This window comes from Janibacter zhaoxuefangae (assembly GCF_050271985.1).
In the GTDB taxonomy this organism is placed as follows: domain Bacteria; phylum Actinomycetota; class Actinomycetes; order Actinomycetales; family Dermatophilaceae.
Map to the genome: position 1 here is coordinate 2421639 of NZ_CP189849.1, position 20841 is coordinate 2442479.

The window sequence follows — 20841 nt, forward strand, 5'->3', positions numbered from 1 at the left end:
CCGGTGGGCTACTGCTGGATGTAGGCGGAGAGCTGGTCCCGCTCGGCCTGCAGATCGCTGATCCGGTGCTTGACGACGTCGCCGATGCTCACGATCGCCGAGAGTTTGCTGTCGACGACGACGGGCACGTGCCGGATCCGGCTCTCCGTCATGAGGCGCTCGAGGTCACCGAGCTCGGTGTGCGGCTCGCACGTCTGCACCTCGCTCGTCATGATCTGCGCGACGGGGACGTCCAGGACCTCCCGACCGTCGGAGTGCAGGTGACGCACGATGTCGCGCTCACTGACGATGCCGGCGATGTCGCCGTCCCCGTCACTGACCACGACGGCGCCGATCCGATGCTCCGCGAGCAGCGCGAGCAGGTCGACGACGGAGGCGTCGGTACGGATGGTGACGACCTCACCACCCTTGGTGCGCAACACGTCCGAGATCCTCATGAGTCGACGTTAGCCCCCCGGCCGCGCCACCGCCAGAGGTCGGCCAAAACGCCTCGCACCCCTCCCCCTAGGCTGGGATCACCGACTCGAGGAGGTCCCCCGCATGCCGACCGACGCACCCACGGACACGTCCCAGCGGACCCACGACCTGGTCATCGCGGCGAACCGGCTCCCCGTCGACCGCGTCGTCGACGCCGACGGCACGCAGTCCTGGCGCACCAGCCCCGGCGGCCTCGTCACGGCCATGGAGGCCGTGATGAAGGGGCGCGAGGGCGCCTGGGTCGGGTGGGCCGGCGAGACGGGTGAGGCTCCGGCCCCCTTCGTCGAGAACGGGCTGCACCTGCACCCCGTGCCCCTGTCACAGCAGGAGGTCACCGACTACTACGAGGGCTTCAGCAACGACACCCTCTGGCCGATCTACCACGACGTCATCGTCCCGGCGGGCTTCCACCGCAGTTGGTGGCAGGCCTATCGCACCGTCAACGAGCGCTTCGCCCGGGCCGTCGCCGACGTCGCCGCGCAGGGCGCCACCGTCTGGATCCACGACTACCAGTTGCAGCTCGTCCCCGAACTCCTCCGGGCCATGCGCCCCGACGTACGGATCGGCTGGTTCAACCACATCCCCTTCCCGCCGGTCGAGCTCTTCGCCCAGCTCCCCTGGCGCGGCGGGATCCTCGAGGGTCTGCTCGGCGCGGACTATCTCGGCTTCCAGCGGTCCGCAGATGCCCAGAACTTCGTCCGCGCGTGCCGGCAGGTGCTCGGCCTGACGACGAAGGGGGACACGGTCACCGTGCCCGGGACGGGTTCGCGACGTGCTCGCGTCGTGCGCGCGAGCGCCGTCCCCATCTCCATCGACTCCGCCGGCCTCGAGGCCCTCGCGATGACGCCGGCGGTGCAGGAGCGTGCCGCGGCGATCCGCGCCTCCCTCGGCAGCCCGAAGGTCGTCCTGCTCGGGGTCGACCGCCTCGACTACACGAAGGGGATCCGGCACCGCCTCAAGGCCTACGAGGAGCTCCTCGCCGAGAGGGCGATCAAGCCGCCGGACGTCACCTTCGTCCAGGTCGCGACCCCGAGTCGCGAGCGCGTGGCCGCCTATCGGCAGCTGCGCACCGAGGTCGAGACGACCGTCGGGCGGATCAACGGGCAGTACGGCGAGCTCGGCGCGGCCGCGATCCACTACCTGCACCACTCCTATCCGCGCGAGGAGATGGCCGCCCTCTTCCAGGCCGCGGACGTCATGCTCGTGACGCCTCTGCGCGACGGGATGAATCTCGTCGCCAAGGAGTACGTCACCTGCCGCCACGACGAGGGTGGGGCGCTCGTGCTCTCGGAGTTCACCGGCGCCTGGCACGAGATGCACCAGGCCTTCGTCTGCAACCCGCACGACATCGAGGGGCTCAAGCAGACGATCCTGCGTGCGATCCACACCGATGCGAAGGACAAGCGGCGGATCATGCGGGCCCTGCGCAGGCGGGTCTCCGAGCACGACGTCCAGCTCTGGGCCAAGCGCTTCCTCGAGGCGCTGGCCACGGCTCCCGAGCGGCCGTCGGCCAAGGATCGGGCGACCTCGTGAGCATGTCCGCGGAGCTCGTCGAGGCGCTCGAGGCGGCCACCGCCCTCCCGCGTCTGCTCGTCGCCTCCGACTTCGACGGGGTGCTGGCCACCTTCGTCCAGGACCCGGCGGACGCGCGCCCGCAGGAGGGCACGATGGCCACCCTGCTCGCGCTCGCCGACCTGCCCGGGACGACGACGGCGGTGGTCTCCGGACGCGACCTCGACACCCTCACGGCGCTCACCGGCCTCGACCCTGCGGGGCCGGTGAACCGGATCGGCAGCCATGGCGCGCAAACCAGCCGGGCCGGGGCGACCTTCGCCCTGAGCGCGGCGCAGTCCGAGCGGCTGGACGCGGTCGGGGCGACCCTCGCCCGGATCGCCCGGGCCCACCCCGCCACCCGACTCGAGCACAAGCCGGCCGCGATCGTCCTGCACACCCGCGGCCTCAGCGACGAGGACGCCGCCGCAGCGGAGGCCGACGCCATGGCCGCGGTCGAACGCCTCCCCGGTGTCGCCGTGCTGCACGGGAAGGCGGTCATCGAGTGCTCCGTCGTCCTCGCCGACAAGGGCACGGCCCTGCGCGAGCTCGCGACCGAGGTGGGCGCCGACTCGATCGTCTATCTCGGGGACGACCGGACGGACGAGGACGCCTTCGAGGCGATGACCGAGTCCGAGGTCAGCATCAAGGTCGGGCCCGGGCAGACCCTGGCGCACCACCGCATCGACGGACCGCTCCTCGTGCCCGAGGTGCTCGATCTCGTGCTCGCCCTGCGGCGGGCCACACCGTCCTGAGGCCGACCGCCCGGCTCAGTTGCGGCGTGCGGTCGACCCGCGGACGATGAGTTCGGGGCGGAAGAGGAACTCGGACCGGGGCGTCGGGGACGCGGCGATCTCGTCGAGCAGGGCCTGGACCGCGGCCGTCGCCATGGCCTCGACGCTCTGCCGGACCGTCGTCAGCGGTGGGTCGGTGAAGATCATCAGCGGCGAGTCGTCGTAGCCGACGACGGACAGGTCCTCGGGCACCCGCAGCCCCATCGCGCGCGCCTGGCGGATCGCGCCGAGGGCCATGAGGTCGCTGCCGCACACGATGGCGGTCGCCCCGCGCTCGATGAGCGTGGCCGCCGCGCTCGCCCCGCCTTCGACGCTGAAGACCGTGTTGACGATGAGGTCCTCGACGTCCTCGCGCCCCAGCAGGGTGCGCATCCCCTCGCGGAACCCCTTGACCTTGCGCACGACGGGCTGGAACCGGTCCGGTCCGAGGGCGAGGCCGATCGTCGTGTGTCCGAGCTCGACGAGGTGCGACAGGGACAGCGACATCGAGTGGGCGTCGTCGTTGGAGATGAAGGGGGCGTCGACGCCGTCGACGTAGCCGTTGACGAGCACGATGGGCAGGCCTCGCCGACGCAGCTTGACGTAGCGCGCCGGGTCGCTCGTCGTGTCCGAGTGCTGCCCCGAGACGTAGATGATCCCGGCCACGCCGCGGTCGAGGAGCATCTCGACGTACTCGTCCTCGTGCACACCGCCGGGGGCTTGGGTGCACAGCACGGGCGTGTAGCCGCGCGCCGCGAGCGCCGACTCGATGACCTGCGCGAAGCTCGGGAAGATCGGGTTCGTCAGCTCCGGGATGATCAGCCCGACGAGGGAGACCGCGGTGGGGCGCAGCATGCTCGGTCGGTCGTAGCCGAGGACGTCCACGGCCGTCAGCACGGCCTCGCGCGTGGCCTCGGCCACCCCCGGTCGCGCATTCAGGACGCGTGAGACGGTGGCCTCGCTGACGTCGGCGTGCGCCGCGATGTCCGCGAGCCGGCTGCGGCGCCCGTGGCCGGCGACCCGCGGGCGCGCTGCGCTGCCGTCCTGGGGTCGCTTGGTGGAGGGCACTCGCACAACCTAGGGCCTGTGGTCACGGGTGTGCAAAGACTTGCGGCCGGTGCGGACGTTCTTCCAGAAGTGGACTAGATTGCCGCGCGCACCACCCGACACACCGGGGTCGTGTCCGCCATCGGCCACCCCGGTCACCCCGGGACCAGCCATGATCCAAAGGAGCATCATGCGAAACACTTCGCGCGCCCTCGCCATCGCCCTCGCCGGCGGTCTTGCCCTCTCCGCGTGTGGGGGTGGTTCCGACTCCACCTCGTCGGACACCGCCTCCGACGCCTCCACGACCGCACCCGCCGACCTCAAGGCGGAGCTGACCTGGTGGGACACCTCCGACGCCACGAACGAGGGGCCGACGTACAAGAAGCTCATCAAGGCGTTCAACGAGGAGTACCCGAACGTCAAGGTCACGTACCAGTCGGTCCCCTTCGGTGACGCCCAGAACAAGTTCAAGACGGCCGCCGCCGCGAAGTCGGGCGCGCCCGACATCCTGCGCGCCGAGGTCGCCTGGGTCCCCGAGTTCGCCTCGCTCGGCTACCTCTACGAGCTCGACGGCACGGTCCTCACGGAGGACCAGAGCGACTTCCTCCCCGCCGCGGTCAGCTCGACGAAGTTCGAGGACAAGACGTACGGCGTCCCGCAGGTCACGGACTCCCTCGGCCTCTTCTACAACAAGAAGCTCCTCAAGGAGGCCGGCGTCAACGCGCCGACCACGTGGGACGAGATGAAGGAGGCCGCCGCCACGATCAAGTCCAAGACGGGCAAGGACGGCGTCTACCTCAACCCGGCCGGCTACTACCTGCTGCCGTTCATCTACGGCGAGGGCGGCGACCTGCTCGACTCCGGGGCCAAGAAGATCACGGTCAACTCGGCCGAGGCCGTCGCCGGTGTCGAGAAGGCCCAGGAGCTGCTGACGTCCCCCGGCTTCACCAAGGCCCCCGCGACGGACGCCTACACCGAGATGATGGGCGACTTCAACGACGGCAAGGTCGCCATGATGATCCAGGGCCCGTGGGAGATCGCCAACGTCAAGAACGCCAAGAAGTTCGGCGGCCTCGACAACCTCGGCATCGCCCCCGTCCCGGCCGGTTCGCAGAAGGCCGGCGCCCCCGTCGGCGGTCACGACTACGTCGTCTGGTCCGGCATGCCGCAGGAAAAGGCCGACGCGGCCATCGCCTTCATCCAGTTCATGACGAGCGCCGAGACCCAGGCCACCGTCGCCGACGAGCTCGGCGTCCTGCCGACCCGCACCTCCGCCTACGACAAGGTCACGAACCCGGTCATCGCCGAGTTCAAGCCGGTGATGGAGTCCGCGGTCGAGCGCGCGTGGATCCCCGAGGGCGGCAAGCTCTTCGGCCCGATGGACGAGGCCGCGATCAAGCTGATGGTCCAGGGCGCCGACGCCCAGAAGACCCTCGACGCGGTCGCCAAGAAGTACAAGTCCGAGGTCGTCACGGACTACGCCACGGAGTGATCCGGTCTTGACGGCGGTGGGGAGGGGCCGACCGGCTCCTCCCCACCGCCGTCCCCCCGAGTCCACCCACGCGACTCGGCCCTTCGCCGTCCCCGAGATCAGGAGTCCGTCGTGACCCGAATTCGTCGGAGCCTCGAGAAGCACTGGTACGCCTACGCCATGGTGGCGCCGGTCGTGATCGTGCTCTCCGTGCTCGTCTTCTATCCCCTCGTGCAGGGGATCTGGATGTCCTTCACGGACATCAACGAGGGCAACCAGGCAGCCGAGGTGTGCCGCAAGGCGCTCGGCGGCAAGGAGACCTGCTCGCCCAACCCGGACAAGTGGCAGTACGTCGGTCTCGGCAACTACGCCGACCTGCTGACGGGGCAGGTGGGCCGGTTCTGGCCCCAGCTGTGGATCACCCTCATCTGGACCTTTGCCTGCGTCTTCTTCCACTACACGCTCGGCCTTGCCCTGGCCGTCCTGCTCAACCGCGAGATCCGCGGCCGCAGCCTCTATCGCGTCGCGCTGATCCTCCCGTGGGCCGTGCCCGCCTTCGTCTCCGCCTTCGCGTGGAAGTTCATCTTCGACCGGCGCGACGGCGTGCTCAACGCCTTCCTCGGCCTCTTCGGCGTGGACCCGATCGACTTCTTCGCCACGACGGCGAGCTCCCTCGCCGCGGTCATCGCCGTCAACGTGTGGCTCGGCGTCCCCTTCATGATGGTGGCGCTCCTCGGCGGCCTGCAGGCCGTCCCGGCCGAGCTCTACGAGGCCGCCGAGATGGACGGCGCCACGCCGTGGCAGCGCTTCACGAACATCACCCTGCCGAGCCTGCGCCCCGTCTCGGCATCCGTGATCCTGCTCGGCACGGTCTGGACCTTCAACATGTTCCCGATCATCTGGCTGATGAGCCGCGGCGGCCCGGCCGGCACGACGGACATCCTCGTCACCGGCGCCTTCAAGGCCGCCTTCGAAGGTCTGCGCAACTACTCGCTCGCCTCGACCTACGGCGTGCTCATCCTGTCCATCCTGATCGTGTACTCCATCGGGTACCGGTTCTTCCTCCGCAAGCAAGGCGAGGTGTGGTGACCATGGCACGACGACGTCGCGGACAGCGCACCCCGCTGACCAGCGTGGCCATCCACGCAACCCTGCTCGTGGCGACCTTCATCGCCGTCTTCCCGATCGCCTGGATCGCCCTGGCCTCGTTCAAGCCGCGTGAAGAGATCGGCTCGCTCTCCCCCATCGCCTCGCCGACGCTGGAGAACTACAGCCGACTGCTCGGGGAGACCGACTTCCTCCGCTGGTTCGGCAACTCCGTCATCGTCGCGGTCCTGACCATGGCCATCGGCGTCTTCATGTCGGCAACGGCGGGCTACGCCATCTCGCGGTTCAACTTCCCCGGCAAGCGGCCGCTGATGTGGACCTTCCTCATCACGCAGATGTTCCCCGTCGCGATCCTCATCGTCCCGATCTACGCGATCATGTCGACGCTCGGGTTGATCAACACGGCGGCATCGCTCGTCATCGCCTACTGCACCGTCGCGGTCCCCTTCTGCACCTGGATGCTCAAGGGCTACTTCGACACCATCCCGCGTGAGCTGGACGAGGCGGCGACGGTCGACGGGCTCGGACCGTTCGGGACGTTCTGGCACGTCATCCTGCCGCTGGCCCGCCCGGGCCTGGCCGTGACGATGTTCTACACGTTCCTCACGGCCTGGGGTGAGGTCGCCTACGCCAGCGCCTTCCTCAACACGAACGACAAGTTCACCCTCGCCTACGGTCTGCAGACGTTCGTCCCGCAGGCCCCGGCGCTCCCGCTCTGGGAGCTCATGACCCCCGCGGCGGTCCTGATCACGATCCCGGCCGGGTTCGTGTTCTTCTTCGCCCAGAGGCACCTCGTCGCCGGACTGACGTCCGGAGCCACGAAGGGGTGATCGCCCCGGTCCGCCCGATCCATCTCGGGTCGGGCGGACCGCAGGCTAGTGTGTGTCCCGCGGGCCGCCAATGACGGTGGCCCGTTCATCCCTCACAACGGATCGTCCGGCACGTTCCTGCCGGTGAAGGAGTGTCAACGATGACCACTGTTCGCTTCGACAACGCCACCCGGATCTACCCGGGCAACGACAAGCCCAGCGTCGACAAGCTCAACATCGACATCCAGGACGGTGAGTTCCTCGTCCTCGTCGGCCCGTCCGGCTGCGGCAAGTCCACCTCCCTGCGCATGCTCGCGGGTCTCGAGGAAGTCAATGACGGCAAGATCTGGATCGGCGACAAGGACGTCACGGACCTGTCCCCCAAGGACCGCGACGTCGCCATGGTCTTCCAGAACTACGCGCTCTACCCGCACATGTCCGTCGCCGAGAACATGGGCTTCGCCCTCAAGATCGCCGGCGCCGACAAGGCCGAGATCCGCTCGCGCGTCGAGGACGCCGCGAAGATCCTCGACCTCAGCGAGTACCTCGACCGCAAGCCCAAGCAGCTCTCCGGCGGTCAGCGCCAGCGCGTCGCCATGGGCCGCGCGATCGTTCGCTCGCCCCAGGTCTTCCTCATGGACGAGCCGCTGTCCAACCTCGACGCGAAGCTGCGCGTGCAGACGCGCACGCAGATCGCCACGCTCCAGCGTCGCCTCGGCGTCACGACCGTCTACGTCACCCACGACCAGGTCGAGGCCATGACGATGGGCGACCGCGTCGCGGTCCTCAAGGACGGGCTGCTGCAGCAGTGCGACACCCCGCGCAACATGTACGACCGCCCCGCCAACCTCTTCGTCGCCGGCTTCATCGGCTCCCCGTCGATGAACCTGCTGACCCTGCCCGTCGTCGACGGCGGCGTGCAGTTCGGCGGCGCCGTGCTGCCGATCTCCCGTGAGGCCCTGGCGAAGGCGGGCAAGGAGGTCACGGTCGGCATCCGCCCCGAGGACCTCACCCCGTCGGGTGAGGGCGTCGGGCTGCCGGTCACGGTGGACGTCGTCGAGGAGCTCGGCGCGGACGCCTACGTCTACGGCACCCCGCAGACCGGCCACACCCCGAGCGACGTGCTCGAGGCCAAGCCGTTCATCGCCCGCGTCGACGGCCGCACGCCGCCGGCCAAGGGCACGACGCTGCACCTGTCGCCCAAGAGCGCGCACGTGCACGTCTTCGACCCGCAGAGCGGCGCCCGCCTGGAGGACTGACCCCTCCCCCTTCGGCGAGGTCCCACCCGCCCCACCGATATCGGGTCACCCGATATCGGCAGCCCCACCCGACGTGCGTAGTCGGGTGGGGCTGACCTTTGTCGGGTGAAGCCCACCGGCCGCCCCGCCGTGGGACGATGGGCGGATGGCGCTCGAGATCACGACGGCACGACCCGACCCGGCCGTTCTCGACCTGCCGTGGAGCACCCCGCTGGAGGAGTGGCCGGACGACCGCCTGGCCGCGCTGCCCCGAGGCATCTCCCGACACGTCGTCCGCTTCGTCCACCTCTCGCACCGCGTGCTCGCGGTGAAGGAGATCAAGGCCGACATCGCCGCCCGTGAGTACCAGATGCTCCGGATGCTGCGCCGCCTGGACCAGCCGTCCGTCGAACCCTTCGGGATCGTCACGGGACGCACCGATGTCGACGGCAATCCGCTCGACGCGTGCCTGCTGACCCGGCACCTGCAGTTCTCGCTCCCCTATCGGGCCCTCTTCAGCCAGAATCTGCGGCCCGACACCGCCAATCGCCTGATCGACGCGCTGGCCGTGCTGCTGGTCCGCCTCCACCTCACGGGCTTCTGGTGGGGCGACGTGTCGTTGTCCAACACCCTCTTCCGCCGCGACGCCGGGGCCTTCGCGGCCTACCTCGTCGACGCCGAGACCGGCGAACTGCACGAGTCGCTGACCGACGGCCAGCGCGAGCACGACCTCGACATCGCCCGGGTCAACATCGCGGGCGAGCTCATGGACCTCGCGGCCGGCGGGCTGCTCCAGGCGGACACCGACCCGGTCGTCACGTCCGAGCGGATCATGACGCGCTACCGCGAGCTGTGGGCCGAGCTGACTGGACCGGAGCGCTTCGAGACCGGCCACCGCTGGCGTGTGGACGACCGCATCCGTCGCCTCAACGCGCTCGGCTTCGACGTCGATGAACTGGCGATCAGCACGGACATCGACGGCGCTCAGATCCAGATCCAGCCGAAGGTCGTGGATGCGGGCCACCACTCACGTCGCCTGCTGCGCCTGACCGGCCTCGACGTCGAGGAGAACCAGGCCCGGCGCCTGCTCAACGACCTCGACTCCTTCCGGGCCTCGCAGGACCGGCAGAACGAGGACGAGGAGATCGTCGCCCACGACTGGGTCACGCAGATCTACGAGCCGATCACGCGCACGGTGCCTCGGGCCCTGACGGCCAAGCTCGAGCCGGCGGAGCTCTTCCACGAGGTCCTCGAGCACCGGTGGTACATGGCCGAGAAGGTGGGGCACGACGTGCGCATCGAGGATGCCATCACGGACTACGTGCGCGACGTCCTGCCGGGCAAGCCCGACGAGCGGGCCGTCCTCGGTGCCGCCATCGACGACGACACCGAGGACGCCTGAGCGCGCGTCAGTAGCGCGGCGCCGAGCTCTCGCGGTAGAAGCGCGTCGACTCGGGCCGGTAGAGCAGGAAGATGATCACGGCGCCGAGCACCGTCGTCACGATGCCCATGAGCCGCAGCGGCGTCGGCAGGGGCTGGGTGAGGTTCGCGAGGAAGCTCAGGAGCTGCAGCGCGAAGAAGACCGTCGCCACGATCCGCGCCCAGCCGCGGCCCTTGCCGTTGGCCGAGGCCATCCACAGCCACAGGCCGGCACCGATGAGGCCGGACACGACGCCCACCGCGAGCGACGCCGTCACGGCGGCGTCGAGCTGCTCCGGGGTGACCGTCGTGCCCGCGTCCGCGGCCGCCTTCTCGACGACATCGCGGACCGTGTCCTTCATGACGAAGGTGAGCAGCAGGTTGATGAGGGACAGCACGGCGCCGACCTTCATGAGCTGGACGGCCCGGTCCATGGCCGGCGGCCGGGTCACCGCGACCGGGGCCTCGTGGCCGGGGCCGGGCATGGACGGCATGCCGCCCTCGTACGGTCCGGGCGGCGGGGGTGGGATCGGGTTCGACATGACGGTCCTCTCTGTGGCAGCGAGGAGCCCACGTCAGCCCCCCGCGTGTCCCCCAACCCTATCCATGCGGATCACCCGGACGACCGGGCGGCCCGGCCGGGGCGGCCCGTTCAGGAGCGACCCGAGCGTCGGCGGGCGACCTCGTAGAGGGTGACGCCCGTGGCGAGGCCGGCGTTGAGGGACTCGACGGCCGAGGACATCGGGATCGAGACGATCTGGTCGCAGTGCTCGCGGATGAGGCGGGAGAGCCCCTTGCCCTCGGACCCAACGACGATGACGATCGGCTCCGTCGCGAGCTCGAGATCGGGCAGCTCGACGTCGCCCTCCATGTCGAGGCCGAGCACGAAGAAGCCCGCCTTGCGGTACTCCTCGAGGGCGCGGTTGAGGTTGGTCGCCTGCGCCACCGGGATGCGCGCGGCGGCACCGGCCGACGTCTTCCACGCGCTGGCGGTCATGCCGGCCGATCGGCGCGAGGGGACGATGACACCGTGGCCACCGAAGGCAGCGACGGAACGGACGATCGCCCCGAGGTTGCGCGGGTCCGTGATCCCGTCGAGGGCCACCAGCAGCGGCACGCCGGGGAGCTCGGGGTCGATGAGGTCGGACGGGTGCGCGTACGTGTACGGCGGCACCTGGAGCGCGAGGCCCTGGTGCACGCCGCCGTCGGTGAGGCGGTCCATCTCGCCGCGCGGCGTCTCGAGGACGGGCAGCCCGCGGTCGGCGGCGAGGGTCAGCGCCTCCCGGACGCGGTCGTCGGAGTCGATCCGCCCGGCGACGTACATCGTCGTCACGGGCACGTCGGCCCGGAGCGCCTCGACGACCGAGTTGCGCCCGAAGACCATCTCGGTGCTCGCCTTGGAGCGGCGCACGGGTCGGCGCGGTCCGCCGGACCCCCTCGACTCCCCTTGGTACGCCTTGTGATTGGGGCGCTCTGCAGCCTTCGGCGTCGGGCCCTTGCCCTCGAGTCCGCGGCGGCGCTGGCCGCCGGACCCGACGGTGCTGCCCTTCTTCGAGCTGCTCCGGACGGCGCCGCGGCGCTGGGAGTTACCGGCCATGTCAGTTCCCCTTCGGGGTCTTGCTGGTGGGGCGGGCCAGCGACCAGCGGGCTCCGCTCGGGGTGTCCTCGAGCGCGATGCCCGCGGAGGTCAGTTCGTCCCGGATGGCGTCCGCGGCGTCGAAGTCGCGGGCCGTGCGGGCCGCGTGGCGGGCCTCGAGCCGTCCCGTGATGAGTGCGTCGAGCGCACCCTTGAGTTCGGCCTCGGCCCCGTCGTGACCACCGGCGAAGATCGGGTCGAGCGGGTTGACGCCGAGGACGTCGGTCATGGCGACGACGAGGCGGGCGAGGTCGGCCGCGAGCGCGCGGTCGCCGTCGTCGAGCGCCGTGTTGCCGGCGCGGACGGTCTCGTGGACCACCGCGAGGGCCCCGGACACGCCGAGGTCGTCGTCCATGGACTCGACGAAGGCGGCCGGCAACTCCTCCACACCCGTCGGACGAAGGGAGTGCACACCTGGCAGTGCCCGACCGAGGAAGCCCTCGATCCGGTCCACCGCGGCGTCGGCCTCGGCGAGCGAGCCCTCGTGGTACTCGATGGTCGAGCGGTAGTGCGCGGCCGTGAGGTAGTAGCGCACCGCGATCGGTCGAGCGGCCTTCGTGACCTCGCTGACCCGCAGCGAGTTGCCGAGGGACTTGCTCATCTTCTCGCCGCCGATGGTCACCCAGGCGTTGTGCAGCCAGTAGCTCGCGAAGCCGAGACCGGCCGCGCCGGACTGGGCGGCTTCGTTCTCGTGGTGCGGGAAGCGCAGGTCCACGCCACCACCGTGGATGTCGAAGGCGTCGCCGAGGTACTTGCGGGCCATCGCGGAGCACTCGAGGTGCCAGCCGGGACGACCGGCGCCGAAGGGGGTCGACCAGCTCGCCGTGGCGGGCTCGTTCTCCTTGCGCCCCTTCCACAGGGCGAAGTCGCGCGGGTCGCGCTTGCCGCGCGGGTCCGCGTCCTCGGCGTCGGCCATGTCATCGAGGCGCTGGTGCGTCAGCGAGCCGTACTCGGGCCAGGAGCGCACGTCGAAGTAGACGTCGCCGCTGCCGTCCTCGGCCGCATAGGCGTGGCCGCGCTCGATGAGCGTCTCCATGAGGTCGACCATCTCCGGGACGTGCCCGGTGGCGCGCGGCTCGTAGGTCGGCGGCAGCACCCCGAGCGACTCGAGTGCCTCGGCGGTCTCCCGCTCGTTGCGGTAGGACAGCGCGAACCAGGGCTCACCGGCCTCGGCCGACTTCGCGAGGATCTTGTCGTCGATGTCGGTCACGTTGCGCACGAGGGTGACCTCGTAGCCGTGGCCGACCGTGAGCCAGCGCCGCAGGACGTCGAAGGCGACCGCGAAGCGGACGTGCCCGATGTGCGGCGCGGCCTGCGTGGTGAGTCCACAGATGTAGATGCCGACCTTGCCCGGGACGAGGGGGACGAAGGGGCGCAGCTCGCGCGCTCGGGTGTCATGCAGGTGGAGACTCACCCGCCAAGGTTACAAGCCACGGGGGCCCGGACCTGACACGTCGCGATGCCCGATGGGCGGGCTCGCCTCAGGCGTCGCCGCCCTCGGCCAGGGCGGCCGCCTCCACGCCGATCGTCGTGCTGTCGCCGTGGCCGGTGAGGACGACGGTCTCCGGCGGGAGCGTGAACAGCTTCGTGCGGATCGAGTTCAGGATCGTCGGGTGGTCGCTGTACGAGCGGCCGGTCGCACCCGGGCCACCCTGGAAGAGCGTGTCCCCGGTGAAGACGACCCCCAGCGCCGGCGCATGGAAGCAGACGGCTCCCGGCGAGTGGCCGGGGGTGTGCAGCACGTACAGGTCGACGTCGCCGATCCGGATCGCGTCGCCGTCGGCGAGGGTGTAGTCCGGGGTCACCGGGTAGACCTGATCCCAGAGCACGCGGTCGTCCGGGTGCAGGTGGGACGGGGCCCGGGTCGCGTCGAAGACCTCACCGACCGCGTTGATGTGGTCGTTGTGCGCATGGGTCAGCAGCACGGCGCGGGCCTTGCGCGGCTTGCCGATCCCCCGGAGGATCGCCGGCCCGTCGTGGGCACAGTCGATGACGACGCACTCGGCGTCGTCGCCGACGATCCAGACGTTGTTGTCGACCTCCCAGCTGCCGCCGTCGAGCTCGAACGTCCCCGAGGTGATCACGCGCTCGATGCGCACGCCGGCGGGTGAGACGGGCAGGGTGGGCAGACTGGGCTGGGTCACGGTGACTCCCGGGGCGAGGTGAGTGATCAGAGGACGACGACGGAGCGGAGCACGTCGCCCGAGGACATCCGGTCGAAGGCGCCCTCGACGTCACCGAGGCCGATCCGCTCGGTGACGAAGGCGTCGAGGTCGAAGCGTCCCTGGCGATAGAGGTCGACGAGCATCGGGAAGTCGCGGCTCGGCAGGCAGTCGCCGTACCAGCTCGACTTCAGTGCCCCGCCGCGCCCGAAGATCTCGATCAGCGGCAGCGTGACCTCACGGTCGGGAGTGGGCACGCCCACGAGGACGACCGTGCCGGCGAGGTCGCGGGCGTAGAAGGCCTGCTCGTAGGTCTCGGGGCGACCGACCGCCTCGACGACGACGTCGGCACCGAAACCGCCGGTCAGTTCGCGGATCGCCTCGACCGGGTCCGTGGTCGAACTGTCGACGGTGTGCGTGGCGCCCAGGGCCGTGGCCCCCTTCAGCTTCCGCTCGTCGACGTCGACGGCGATGATCGTCGTCGCGCCCGCGAGATGGGCGCCGGCGATCGCAGCATTGCCGACGCCGCCACAGCCGATGACCGCCACGGAGTCACCGCGGCTCACGCCGCCGGTGTTGACCGCCGCACCGAAGCCGGCCATGACGCCACAGCCGAGCAGGCCGACCGCGGCGGCGTCCGCCTCCGGGTCGACCTTCGTGCACTGACCCGCGGCCACGAGCGTCTTCTCCGCGAAGGCGCCGATGCCGAGTGCGGGGGTGAGCTCGACCCCGGCCATGTCCCCCGTGGCGATCGTCATCCGCTGCTTCGCGTTGTGGGTGGCGAAGCAATACCAGGGGCGACCCTTGAGGCAGGCCCGGCACTGCCCGCACACGGCGCGCCAGTTGAGGATGACGAAGTCGCCCGGCGCCACCTCGGTGACGCCGGGTCCGACGGCCTCGACGACGCCGGCAGCCTCGTGTCCGAGGAGGAACGGGAACTCGTCGTTGATCCCGCCCTGCCGGTAGTGCAGGTCGGTGTGGCAGACGCCGCAGGACTCGACCTTCACGACGGCCTCGCCGGGTCCCGGGTCGGGCACGACGATGTCGACGAGCTCGACCTCGGCATCCTTGCTACGGGCGATGACGGCCTTGACGGTCTGGGGCACGGGGCTCCTCCGGTGGGGGGGGTCTGACTACTGGTGGAACTGGCGGATGGTTCAGAGGTAGAGCATCGGGTCGAACTCGTCGATCGGGATGATCCGCAGTCGCGGCAGCGTCGCGTTGAACGCCTCGACGTCGTGCTCCAGGTCGAAGAACTCGAGCCCCTTGGCCTCGAGCGCAGCGAAGCCGGCGTTGCGGAACTCCTCGAAGGCGATGAGCCCCGTCCGGCGACCCGCCATGACGAGGGTCTCGATCTCGGGGAGGAAGTCGCCGTCGTGGCTGACGAGCATGACGTCGTCCTCGCGCTCGGCGAGGGCGGTGAGCGTCTTCTTGATGGCGAGGTCGACGACCTTCTGGTCCGGGTTGCCGGACAGCGGGATCGGCCGATAGCCCATGGCGACGAGCGCCTGGACGAACGACATCGGCAGGATGCCGTCGCTGGCTGCGAGGAAGAAGAGGCCCTTGGCCTCCTGCTCCCACTCCTGCTGGGCGAACCGAAGGAGGCGGTCCCAGCGGGGACGCTCGTCGGGCTGCGGGCGACGCCCGAGGACCGAGGTCCCCAGGGTGGCGTCGATGTTCTCGCCATCGACGAGGACGAAGGTCGTTTTCGCGGGGGCCATGGTGTCGAGCCTACGCACCGGAGCGAGCGCTCGTCGCGACCTGGTCGATGCCATCAGAGTTGCCGTCCTTCCCGTCGCGGGCGCTCAGGCCGTCGCACGGACGACGAGGGCGGTCGCGATCGCGGCGATGCCCTCGCCCCGACCGGTCAGGCCGAGGCCGTCCGTGGTCGTGGCCGCCACCGACACGGGAGCGCCGCCGAGGGCCTCGGACAGCGCGCGCTGGGCCTCCTCGCGGCGCGGGCCCAGCTTCGGCCGGTTGCCGATGACCTGGACGGAGACGTTGCCGACGACCCACCCCGCCTCGGTGAGGATCCGGAGGGCCTCCGCGAGGAGGACGACGCCGCGGGCGCCTGCCAGCTCCGGGCGACCGGTGCCGAAGTGGGCCCCCAGGTCACCGAGGCCGGCGGCCGAGAACAGGGCGTCGCACATGGCGTGGGAGGCGACGTCGCCGTCGGAGTGCCCCTCGATGCCCCGTTCGCCCGGCCAGGTCAGCCCGGCGAGTGAGAGTTCGCGATCGTCGTCGGCGAAGGGGTGGACGTCCACACCGATGCCGGTGCGGGGCAGCGCCCTCGGTGCGTGAGGAACAGACGGCGTCGCGGATGCGGATGCAGATTCGGATGTGGATTCCATGGGGACCTCTCCGGTGCGGTCAGGACCCGTCGCGCAGCATGCGCCGGGCCGTCATGAGGTCCTCGGGGACCGTGATCTTCAAGGCGCGGGCATCGCCGGGCACGACGACGACGTCGAGCCCCAGGCTCTCGACGAGGGCGGCGTCGTCCGTGGCGCCGACGCCGCTCGCGTGGGCCCTCCGGAGAACGTCCGCGGCGAATCCCTGCGGCGTCTGGACCGCGCGCAACGCGGACCGCTCCGGGGTGGCGACGACTCGGCCGCTCCCGTCGACGACCTTGATCGTGTCGACCACCGCGACCCCGGGGATGGCCGCGGCGGCGCCGCCCTCGACCGCATCGAGGACCCGCTCGAAGACGGCCACGGGGGTCAGGCAGCGGGCCGCGTCGTGGACGAGGACGACGCTGAGGTCGGGCTGGAGCCGCTCGAGTGCGGCCAGCCCGGCGGCTACGGAGTCGGTGCGCTCGGCACCGCCGGCCACGACGGTGACGCGGTCACCGCCGACGAGGTCGGTGACCTCCTCCAGACATGCCGAAGGGGCGACCACGACAACCTGCTCGATGGCAGATACGTCGAGGACGCCCCTCACGGCGTGCACGATGATCGGTTGACCGTCGAGGTCCACCAGCGCCTTGGGTCGCTGGGCCCCCAGTCGCGTGCCGGAACCGGCCGCGACGACGATCGTGCCGGTGCTCAGGAGGCGAGGACCTCGTCGAGGATGACCTCAGCCTTGTCCTCGTCCGTCTTCTCGGCGAGCGCGAGCTCGGAGACGAGGATCTGGCGAGCCTTGGCCAGCATGCGCTTCTCACCAGCGGAGAGGCCGCGGTCCTTGTCCCGGCGCCACAGGTCGCGGACGACCTCGGCAACCCGGATGACGTCGCCGGAGGCCAACTTCTCGAGGTTGGCCTTGTATCGGCGGGACCAGTTGGTGGGCTCCTCCGCGTGAGCGGTGCGCAGCACCTCGAAGACCTTGTCCAGGCCCTCCTTGCCCACGACGTCGCGGACGCCGACCAGGTCACAGTTCTCTGCGGGGACCTCGATGGTGAGATCGCCCTGGGCGACCTTCAACTTGAGGTACTTCTTCTCCTCGCCCTTGATCGTCCGGATGTTGATCTCTTCGATCAGTGCGGCCCCATGATGGGGGTACACGACCGTCTCGCCGACCTTGAAAACCATGTGGTGCTTTCCCCTTTCGCGACCTCCAGAATACCACGGGAGTTCCCTGCGTCACAGTGCTGACCTGCGACGATGCCCTCTTGACAAGTGTTCAACCGTGTGGTGCTCGCGCCGTTCCGGGCGCCGGACGACCACCGCGAGGGCCGCGAGGAGCCCCGGCGGGCCCCCTTCGCTCCGTCCCACGACGTGGATCCGGCGGGCCGACCGCACGAGCGGGCCCGCTGCCGGTAGGCTCACGCCCGTGACAACGACAGCTGCGCTCTCCGCCCCTCGGGCCCGCCGCCTCGGCCTCGGCCTTGCCCTTGCGCTCACCCTCTCGGGTTGCGGCGTGCTCTCCCCCGTCCAGACCGACGTCGTGTACGACGCCGGCGACGGGGTCTCGCTGGACCTGGGCGATGTCGCGCTGCGCAACCTCGTGCTGGTCACGCCCGACGGTCCCTACCCCGTGCTGAACGCGACGAAGACCGCCAACCCGAAGGTCGACGCGACCGTCAGCGGCGCGGCCGCCAACACGGGCGACAAGGACGTGGACCTCACCTTCACGACCGAGTCCGGCGCCGAAGCGAGCGCGACCCTGCCTGCGGGGAAGACGATCCAGCTCTCCGCCGACGGCGAGCTCGTGACCCTCACGGGCGTCTCGGGCTCGATCGGCGACACGGTCACGGTCACCGTCGACGCGGGTGGCTCGGCCAGCGGCGTCAAGGTCCCGCTCCTGCCGGCCACCGGGTACTACGAGGACTACGCACCGAAGACGAAGTAGTCCCCGCGACGCGAACGCACGACTGAGCCCAGCCGGTTCATCGAACCTGCTGGGCTCAGCTGTGCTCGGACGGGCTCGGGCACCTCGAACTCGGGGTGCCTCAAACTCAGGGTGCCTCAAACTCAGGGTGCCTCGAACTTGTAGCCCAACCCACGCACCGTGACGATGTGCCGCGGGTTGGCCGGGTCGGGCTCGACCTTCGCCCGCAGCCGCTTGATGTGCACGTCCAGCGTCTTCGTGTCGCCGACGTAGTCGCTGCCCCACACGCGGTCGATGAGCTGGCCACGGGTCAGCACGCGCCCGGTGTTGCGCAGCAGCATCTCGAGCAGCTCGAACTCCTTGAGCGGCAGCGGCGTGCTCGTGCCGTCGACCGTCACGACGTGGCGCTCGACGTCCATCCGCACGGGGCCGGCCTCGAGGGTCGCCGGCAACAGCTCCTCGGGCTCGTTGTTGCGCCGCAGGACGGCCTTGATCCGGGCGAGGAGCTCGCGGGAGGAGTAGGGCTTGGTGACGTAGTCGTCGGCCCCGATCTCGAGACCCACGACCTTGTCGATCTCGCTGTCCTTGGCCGTGAGCATGATGACGGGGACGTTGGAGCGCTGGCGCAGCGCCCGGCAGACGTCGACACCCGACAGCCCCGGGAGCATGAGGTCCAGCAGGACGAGGTCCGCGCCGGCAGCGTCGAAGTCGGCCAACGCCTCGGGCCCCGTCTCCGCGACGGACACCTCGTATCCCTCCTTGCGCAGCAGGTAGGACAGCGGGTCCGAGAAGGACACCTCGTCCTCGACGACCAGGATCCTCGTCATCAGATCTCCTCGTGGGTGGGGGGATGGAGGGAAGTGTGCCCCGTGGGTGAGCCCGCGCGGGCGTCGGGGTCGCCCGCCGCGGGGAGGCGGATGGTGAAGGTCGACCCGCGACCTTCCTCGCTCCACACGGTCACGTCGCCGCCGTGGTTGGCGCAGACGTGCTTGACGATGGCCAGGCCGAGTCCGGTGCCGCCGGTGGCGCGCGAGCGCGCCGCGTCGATCCGGTAGAAGCGCTCGAAGATGCGCTCTTGGTCGGCCTCGGAGATGCCGTGGCCCTGGTCGGTCACGGAGATCTCGACGATGTCACCGACCTGGCGCATGCCCACCCCGACCCGAGTGTCGGGGTCGGAGTAACTGACGGCGTTGCCGATGAGGTTGCGGACGGCCGTCACGAGCAGATCGTGGTCGCCGAAGACGTGGAGGTCCTCGACGCTGCGCGTGGCGATCGTGATGTTCTTTGCGTCGGCGCCGACCCTGGAGTAGTCGATGGCCTCGGCGATGACGGCGGCCACGTCGATCCGGGCCGGGTCGTCGAGGTTCTCCGCGGCCTGGAGACGGGACAGGTCGATGATCTCCTTGACCAGACGAGTCAGACGCGTCGACTCGACCTGGATCCGCTGCGCGAAGCGGGCGACGGCCTCGGGGTCGTCGTGCGCGTCGAGCACGGCCTCGGCCAGGAGCGCGATCCCGCCGACGGGGGTCTTCAACTCGTGGCTGACGTTCGCAACGAAGTCGCGTCGAACCTCTTCGAGGCGTTTGCTCTGGGTGCGGTCCTCGAGCAGGAGCAGGACGTGCTTGCTGCCCAGGGGCGCGACGCGGGCCTGGATGAAGGTGCCCGACTGGCTGATCGGACCGCGCGGCAACTCGAGCTCGACCTCGCGGATCTCCCCGTCGCGGCGGACCCGCTCGGCCAGGTGCCGCAACTCGGCGTGGACGAGCTCACCGCGCCGGACGAGCCCGTGCGCGACGGCGGACGGCGAGTGGTTGACGACCGCGTCGGAGGAGTCGAGGACGATCCCGATGGAGCGCAGCACCGCCAGCACGTCACCCACGCCCTCGGGCAGGGAGTTGTCGCCGGAGACGGGCTCCGACCGTCGCGATTGGTCGGAGACCCACATGCTCCCGACGGCCACGAGGCCGAGCAGCAATCCGGCGGTGGCACCGAGAATTGCCGCGGTTGTTGACTCCACGTCACGCAGCGTACTTCGGCTCTGAGGCAGGATGAGGCGGGGCACCGCGCCACCGCCGGGGCGGTCCCCGGATGTTCACCTGCCATTACGCAGGCGTACATGCGAACCAAGGAGGCTGAGCGCCGGCGCCACCTGATGGCCCGCCGACAGCCCAACCACAGGATGGCAGGACGATGCGCGAGACGTTCCACGAAGACCTCGACAAGATCACCGACGACCTCGTCGCGATGACGCACTTGGCGGGCTCGGCGATGAGTCGCGCCACGACGGCCCTGCTCGATGCCGACGTCCAGCTCGCGGAGACCGTCATCGCCGCCGACGTCGAGATCGACGCCCGCCGTGAGGCCCTCGACGCCCACGCCATCGACCTGCTGGCCCGGCAGTCGCCCGTCGCGACCGACCTGCGCACGGTCGTCACGGCCATGCGCATGTCCTCCGACCTCGAGCGGATGGGCGACCTCGCCCGTCACGTGGCGAAGGTCGCCCGCCTCCGCTTCCCGGAGCACGCCGTGCCGGACGACATCAGCGCCACGATCCTCCAGATGGGCCAGGTCGCCGAGCGCATCGTCGCCAAGGCCGGTCAGGTCATCGCCAGCCTCGACGTCGACGAGGCCAAGAGCCTCGAGCGCGAGGACGACGCGATGGACGAGCTCCACCGCGAACTCTTCAACAAGCTGCTCGGCGACTGGCAGCACGGCACCCAGACGGCCGTCGACGTGACGCTGCTGGGCCGCTACTACGAGCGCTTCGGCGACCACGCCGTCTCCGTCGCGCGCCGCGTGACGTTCCTCGTCACGGGCGAGTACGACGGCGACGTGTCCGACCACGAGGACGACGAGGACGACGCCCTGCCGGCGTCCTGACCCTCACC

Annotated in this window: 22 protein-coding genes; 9 read left to right on the forward strand and 13 right to left on the reverse strand. The window is 70.2% G+C overall.

Features of this window, described 5'->3' with window-relative positions:
• Positions 1 to 8: 8 nt before the first annotated feature.
• Positions 9 to 437, reverse strand: coding sequence for a CBS domain-containing protein (locus ACQBAS_RS11315; RefSeq protein WP_427383912.1), 429 nt, complete (start codon positions 435 to 437; stop codon positions 9 to 11).
• 103 nt (positions 438 to 540) lie between these two features.
• Here ACQBAS_RS11315 and ACQBAS_RS11320 point away from each other — a divergent pair, with 103 nt between their 5' ends.
• Complete coding sequence (locus tag ACQBAS_RS11320; RefSeq protein ID WP_427383913.1) at positions 541 to 2010, forward strand: alpha,alpha-trehalose-phosphate synthase (UDP-forming); 1470 nt, start codon at positions 541 to 543, stop codon at positions 2008 to 2010.
• Positions 2011 to 2012: 2 nt separating this feature from the next.
• The gene (otsB, locus tag ACQBAS_RS11325) at positions 2013 to 2783 is read left to right on the forward strand and encodes a trehalose-phosphatase (protein ID WP_427385632.1); all 771 of its coding nucleotides are present in this window, start codon (positions 2013 to 2015) and stop codon (positions 2781 to 2783) included.
• Positions 2784 to 2798: 15 nt separating this feature from the next.
• Here the strand turns inward: otsB and ACQBAS_RS11330 are convergent, their stop codons facing one another.
• Positions 2799 to 3785: a LacI family DNA-binding transcriptional regulator gene (locus tag ACQBAS_RS11330; RefSeq protein ID WP_427385633.1), complete on the reverse strand. Its 987-nt coding sequence runs from the start codon at positions 3783 to 3785 to the stop codon at positions 2799 to 2801.
• Between the two features lie 253 nt (positions 3786 to 4038).
• Between ACQBAS_RS11330 and ACQBAS_RS11335 the strand changes: the two genes are divergently transcribed.
• From ACQBAS_RS11335 to ACQBAS_RS11355, 5 genes are all read left to right on the forward strand, one after another.
• Complete coding sequence (locus tag ACQBAS_RS11335) at positions 4039 to 5340, forward strand: extracellular solute-binding protein (RefSeq protein ID WP_427383914.1); 1302 nt, start codon at positions 4039 to 4041, stop codon at positions 5338 to 5340.
• 111 nt (positions 5341 to 5451) lie between these two features.
• Positions 5452 to 6408: a carbohydrate ABC transporter permease gene (locus tag ACQBAS_RS11340; protein ID WP_427383915.1), complete on the forward strand. Its 957-nt coding sequence runs from the start codon at positions 5452 to 5454 to the stop codon at positions 6406 to 6408.
• A 2-nt stretch (positions 6409 to 6410) separates the two neighbouring features.
• Entirely contained in the window at positions 6411 to 7256 is an 846-nt protein-coding gene (locus ACQBAS_RS11345; protein WP_427383916.1) for a sugar ABC transporter permease, read from the forward strand.
• A 140-nt stretch (positions 7257 to 7396) separates the two neighbouring features.
• A complete protein-coding gene (locus ACQBAS_RS11350) occupies positions 7397 to 8494 on the forward strand; it encodes an ABC transporter ATP-binding protein (RefSeq protein WP_427383917.1) in 1098 nt (365 codons plus the stop codon).
• Between the two features lie 145 nt (positions 8495 to 8639).
• Positions 8640 to 9875, forward strand: a complete 1236-nt coding sequence (locus tag ACQBAS_RS11355) for a DUF4032 domain-containing protein (protein ID WP_427383918.1) — start codon at positions 8640 to 8642, stop codon at positions 9873 to 9875.
• Between the two features lie 7 nt (positions 9876 to 9882).
• Here the strand turns inward: ACQBAS_RS11355 and ACQBAS_RS11360 are convergent, their stop codons facing one another.
• The 9 genes from ACQBAS_RS11360 to ACQBAS_RS11400 form a co-directional block, all read right to left on the reverse strand.
• Positions 9883 to 10386, reverse strand: a complete 504-nt coding sequence (locus ACQBAS_RS11360; protein ID WP_427383919.1) for a hypothetical protein — start codon at positions 10384 to 10386, stop codon at positions 9883 to 9885.
• 158 nt (positions 10387 to 10544) lie between these two features.
• A complete protein-coding gene (gene rlmB / locus ACQBAS_RS11365; protein WP_427383920.1) occupies positions 10545 to 11489 on the reverse strand; it encodes a 23S rRNA (guanosine(2251)-2'-O)-methyltransferase RlmB in 945 nt (314 codons plus the stop codon).
• 1 nt (position 11490) lies between these two features.
• Positions 11491 to 12942 (reverse strand): cysteine--tRNA ligase, encoded by a 1452-nt coding sequence (gene cysS, locus ACQBAS_RS11370; RefSeq protein WP_427383921.1) that lies wholly within the window; start codon positions 12940 to 12942, stop codon positions 11491 to 11493.
• Between the two features lie 67 nt (positions 12943 to 13009).
• Positions 13010 to 13672: an MBL fold metallo-hydrolase gene (locus ACQBAS_RS11375; protein WP_427383922.1), complete on the reverse strand. Its 663-nt coding sequence runs from the start codon at positions 13670 to 13672 to the stop codon at positions 13010 to 13012.
• 26 nt (positions 13673 to 13698) lie between these two features.
• The gene (locus tag ACQBAS_RS11380) at positions 13699 to 14796 is read right to left on the reverse strand and encodes an S-(hydroxymethyl)mycothiol dehydrogenase (RefSeq protein ID WP_427383923.1); all 1098 of its coding nucleotides are present in this window, start codon (positions 14794 to 14796) and stop codon (positions 13699 to 13701) included.
• 51 nt (positions 14797 to 14847) lie between these two features.
• On the reverse strand, positions 14848 to 15411 hold the full coding sequence (locus ACQBAS_RS11385; protein ID WP_427383924.1) for an NYN domain-containing protein: 564 nt from the start codon (positions 15409 to 15411) through the stop codon (positions 14848 to 14850).
• An 84-nt stretch (positions 15412 to 15495) separates the two neighbouring features.
• The gene (gene ispF / locus ACQBAS_RS11390; RefSeq protein WP_427383925.1) at positions 15496 to 16041 is read right to left on the reverse strand and encodes a 2-C-methyl-D-erythritol 2,4-cyclodiphosphate synthase; all 546 of its coding nucleotides are present in this window, start codon (positions 16039 to 16041) and stop codon (positions 15496 to 15498) included.
• 19 nt (positions 16042 to 16060) lie between these two features.
• A complete protein-coding gene (ispD, locus tag ACQBAS_RS11395; RefSeq protein ID WP_427385634.1) occupies positions 16061 to 16735 on the reverse strand; it encodes a 2-C-methyl-D-erythritol 4-phosphate cytidylyltransferase in 675 nt (224 codons plus the stop codon).
• Positions 16732 to 17214, reverse strand: coding sequence for a CarD family transcriptional regulator (locus tag ACQBAS_RS11400; RefSeq protein ID WP_427383926.1), 483 nt, complete (start codon positions 17212 to 17214; stop codon positions 16732 to 16734). Before ACQBAS_RS11400 ends, ispD begins: the two co-directional genes overlap by 4 nt.
• A 241-nt stretch (positions 17215 to 17455) precedes the next feature.
• On the opposite strand from ACQBAS_RS11400, the gene ACQBAS_RS11405 reads away from it, so the two are divergent.
• Positions 17456 to 17974 carry a hypothetical protein gene (locus tag ACQBAS_RS11405; protein WP_427383927.1) on the forward strand — a complete coding sequence of 173 codons (519 nt, stop codon included), beginning with the start codon at positions 17456 to 17458 and terminating at the stop codon, positions 17972 to 17974.
• 122 nt (positions 17975 to 18096) lie between these two features.
• Here the strand turns inward: ACQBAS_RS11405 and ACQBAS_RS11410 are convergent, their stop codons facing one another.
• Together ACQBAS_RS11410 and ACQBAS_RS11415 are read right to left on the reverse strand one after the other, a co-directional pair.
• Positions 18097 to 18780, reverse strand: coding sequence for a response regulator (locus tag ACQBAS_RS11410; protein WP_427383928.1), 684 nt, complete (start codon positions 18778 to 18780; stop codon positions 18097 to 18099).
• A complete protein-coding gene (locus ACQBAS_RS11415) occupies positions 18780 to 19970 on the reverse strand; it encodes a sensor histidine kinase (protein WP_427383929.1) in 1191 nt (396 codons plus the stop codon). The genes ACQBAS_RS11410 and ACQBAS_RS11415 overlap by 1 nt, the downstream gene beginning before the upstream one ends.
• Positions 19971 to 20143: 173 nt before the next feature.
• Here ACQBAS_RS11415 and phoU point away from each other — a divergent pair, with 173 nt between their 5' ends.
• Positions 20144 to 20833, forward strand: coding sequence for a phosphate signaling complex protein PhoU (phoU, locus tag ACQBAS_RS11420; RefSeq protein WP_427383930.1), 690 nt, complete (start codon positions 20144 to 20146; stop codon positions 20831 to 20833).
• Positions 20834 to 20841 lie beyond the last annotated feature (8 nt).

What these genes read in the sequence shown, in the direction of transcription:
- ACQBAS_RS11345 (WP_427383916.1), top strand. Translation starts at nt 6,411, where the DNA reads ATGGCACGACGACGTCGCGGACAGCGCACCCCGCTGACCAGCGTGGCC.
- ACQBAS_RS11350 (WP_427383917.1), top strand. Translation starts at nt 7,397, where the DNA reads ATGACCACTGTTCGCTTCGACAACGCCACCCGGATCTACCCGGGCAAC.
- ACQBAS_RS11320 (WP_427383913.1), top strand. Translation starts at nt 541, where the DNA reads ATGCCGACCGACGCACCCACGGACACGTCCCAGCGGACCCACGACCTG.
- phoU (WP_427383930.1), top strand. Translation starts at nt 20,144, where the DNA reads ATGCGCGAGACGTTCCACGAAGACCTCGACAAGATCACCGACGACCTC.
- ACQBAS_RS11315 (WP_427383912.1), bottom strand. Translation starts at nt 437, where the DNA reads ATGAGGATCTCGGACGTGTTGCGCACCAAGGGTGGTGAGGTCGTCACC.
- ACQBAS_RS11355 (WP_427383918.1), top strand. Translation starts at nt 8,640, where the DNA reads ATGGCGCTCGAGATCACGACGGCACGACCCGACCCGGCCGTTCTCGAC.
- ACQBAS_RS11410 (WP_427383928.1), bottom strand. Translation starts at nt 18,780, where the DNA reads ATGACGAGGATCCTGGTCGTCGAGGACGAGGTGTCCTTCTCGGACCCG.
- rlmB (WP_427383920.1), bottom strand. Translation starts at nt 11,489, where the DNA reads ATGGCCGGTAACTCCCAGCGCCGCGGCGCCGTCCGGAGCAGCTCGAAG.
- ACQBAS_RS11360 (WP_427383919.1), bottom strand. Translation starts at nt 10,386, where the DNA reads ATGCCGTCCATGCCCGGCCCCGGCCACGAGGCCCCGGTCGCGGTGACC.
- ACQBAS_RS11335 (WP_427383914.1), top strand. Translation starts at nt 4,039, where the DNA reads ATGCGAAACACTTCGCGCGCCCTCGCCATCGCCCTCGCCGGCGGTCTT.
- ACQBAS_RS11400 (WP_427383926.1), bottom strand. Translation starts at nt 17,214, where the DNA reads ATGGTTTTCAAGGTCGGCGAGACGGTCGTGTACCCCCATCATGGGGCC.
- ACQBAS_RS11385 (WP_427383924.1), bottom strand. Translation starts at nt 15,411, where the DNA reads ATGGCCCCCGCGAAAACGACCTTCGTCCTCGTCGATGGCGAGAACATC.
- otsB (WP_427385632.1), top strand. Translation starts at nt 2,013, where the DNA reads ATGTCCGCGGAGCTCGTCGAGGCGCTCGAGGCGGCCACCGCCCTCCCG.
- ispF (WP_427383925.1), bottom strand. Translation starts at nt 16,041, where the DNA reads ATGGAATCCACATCCGAATCTGCATCCGCATCCGCGACGCCGTCTGTT.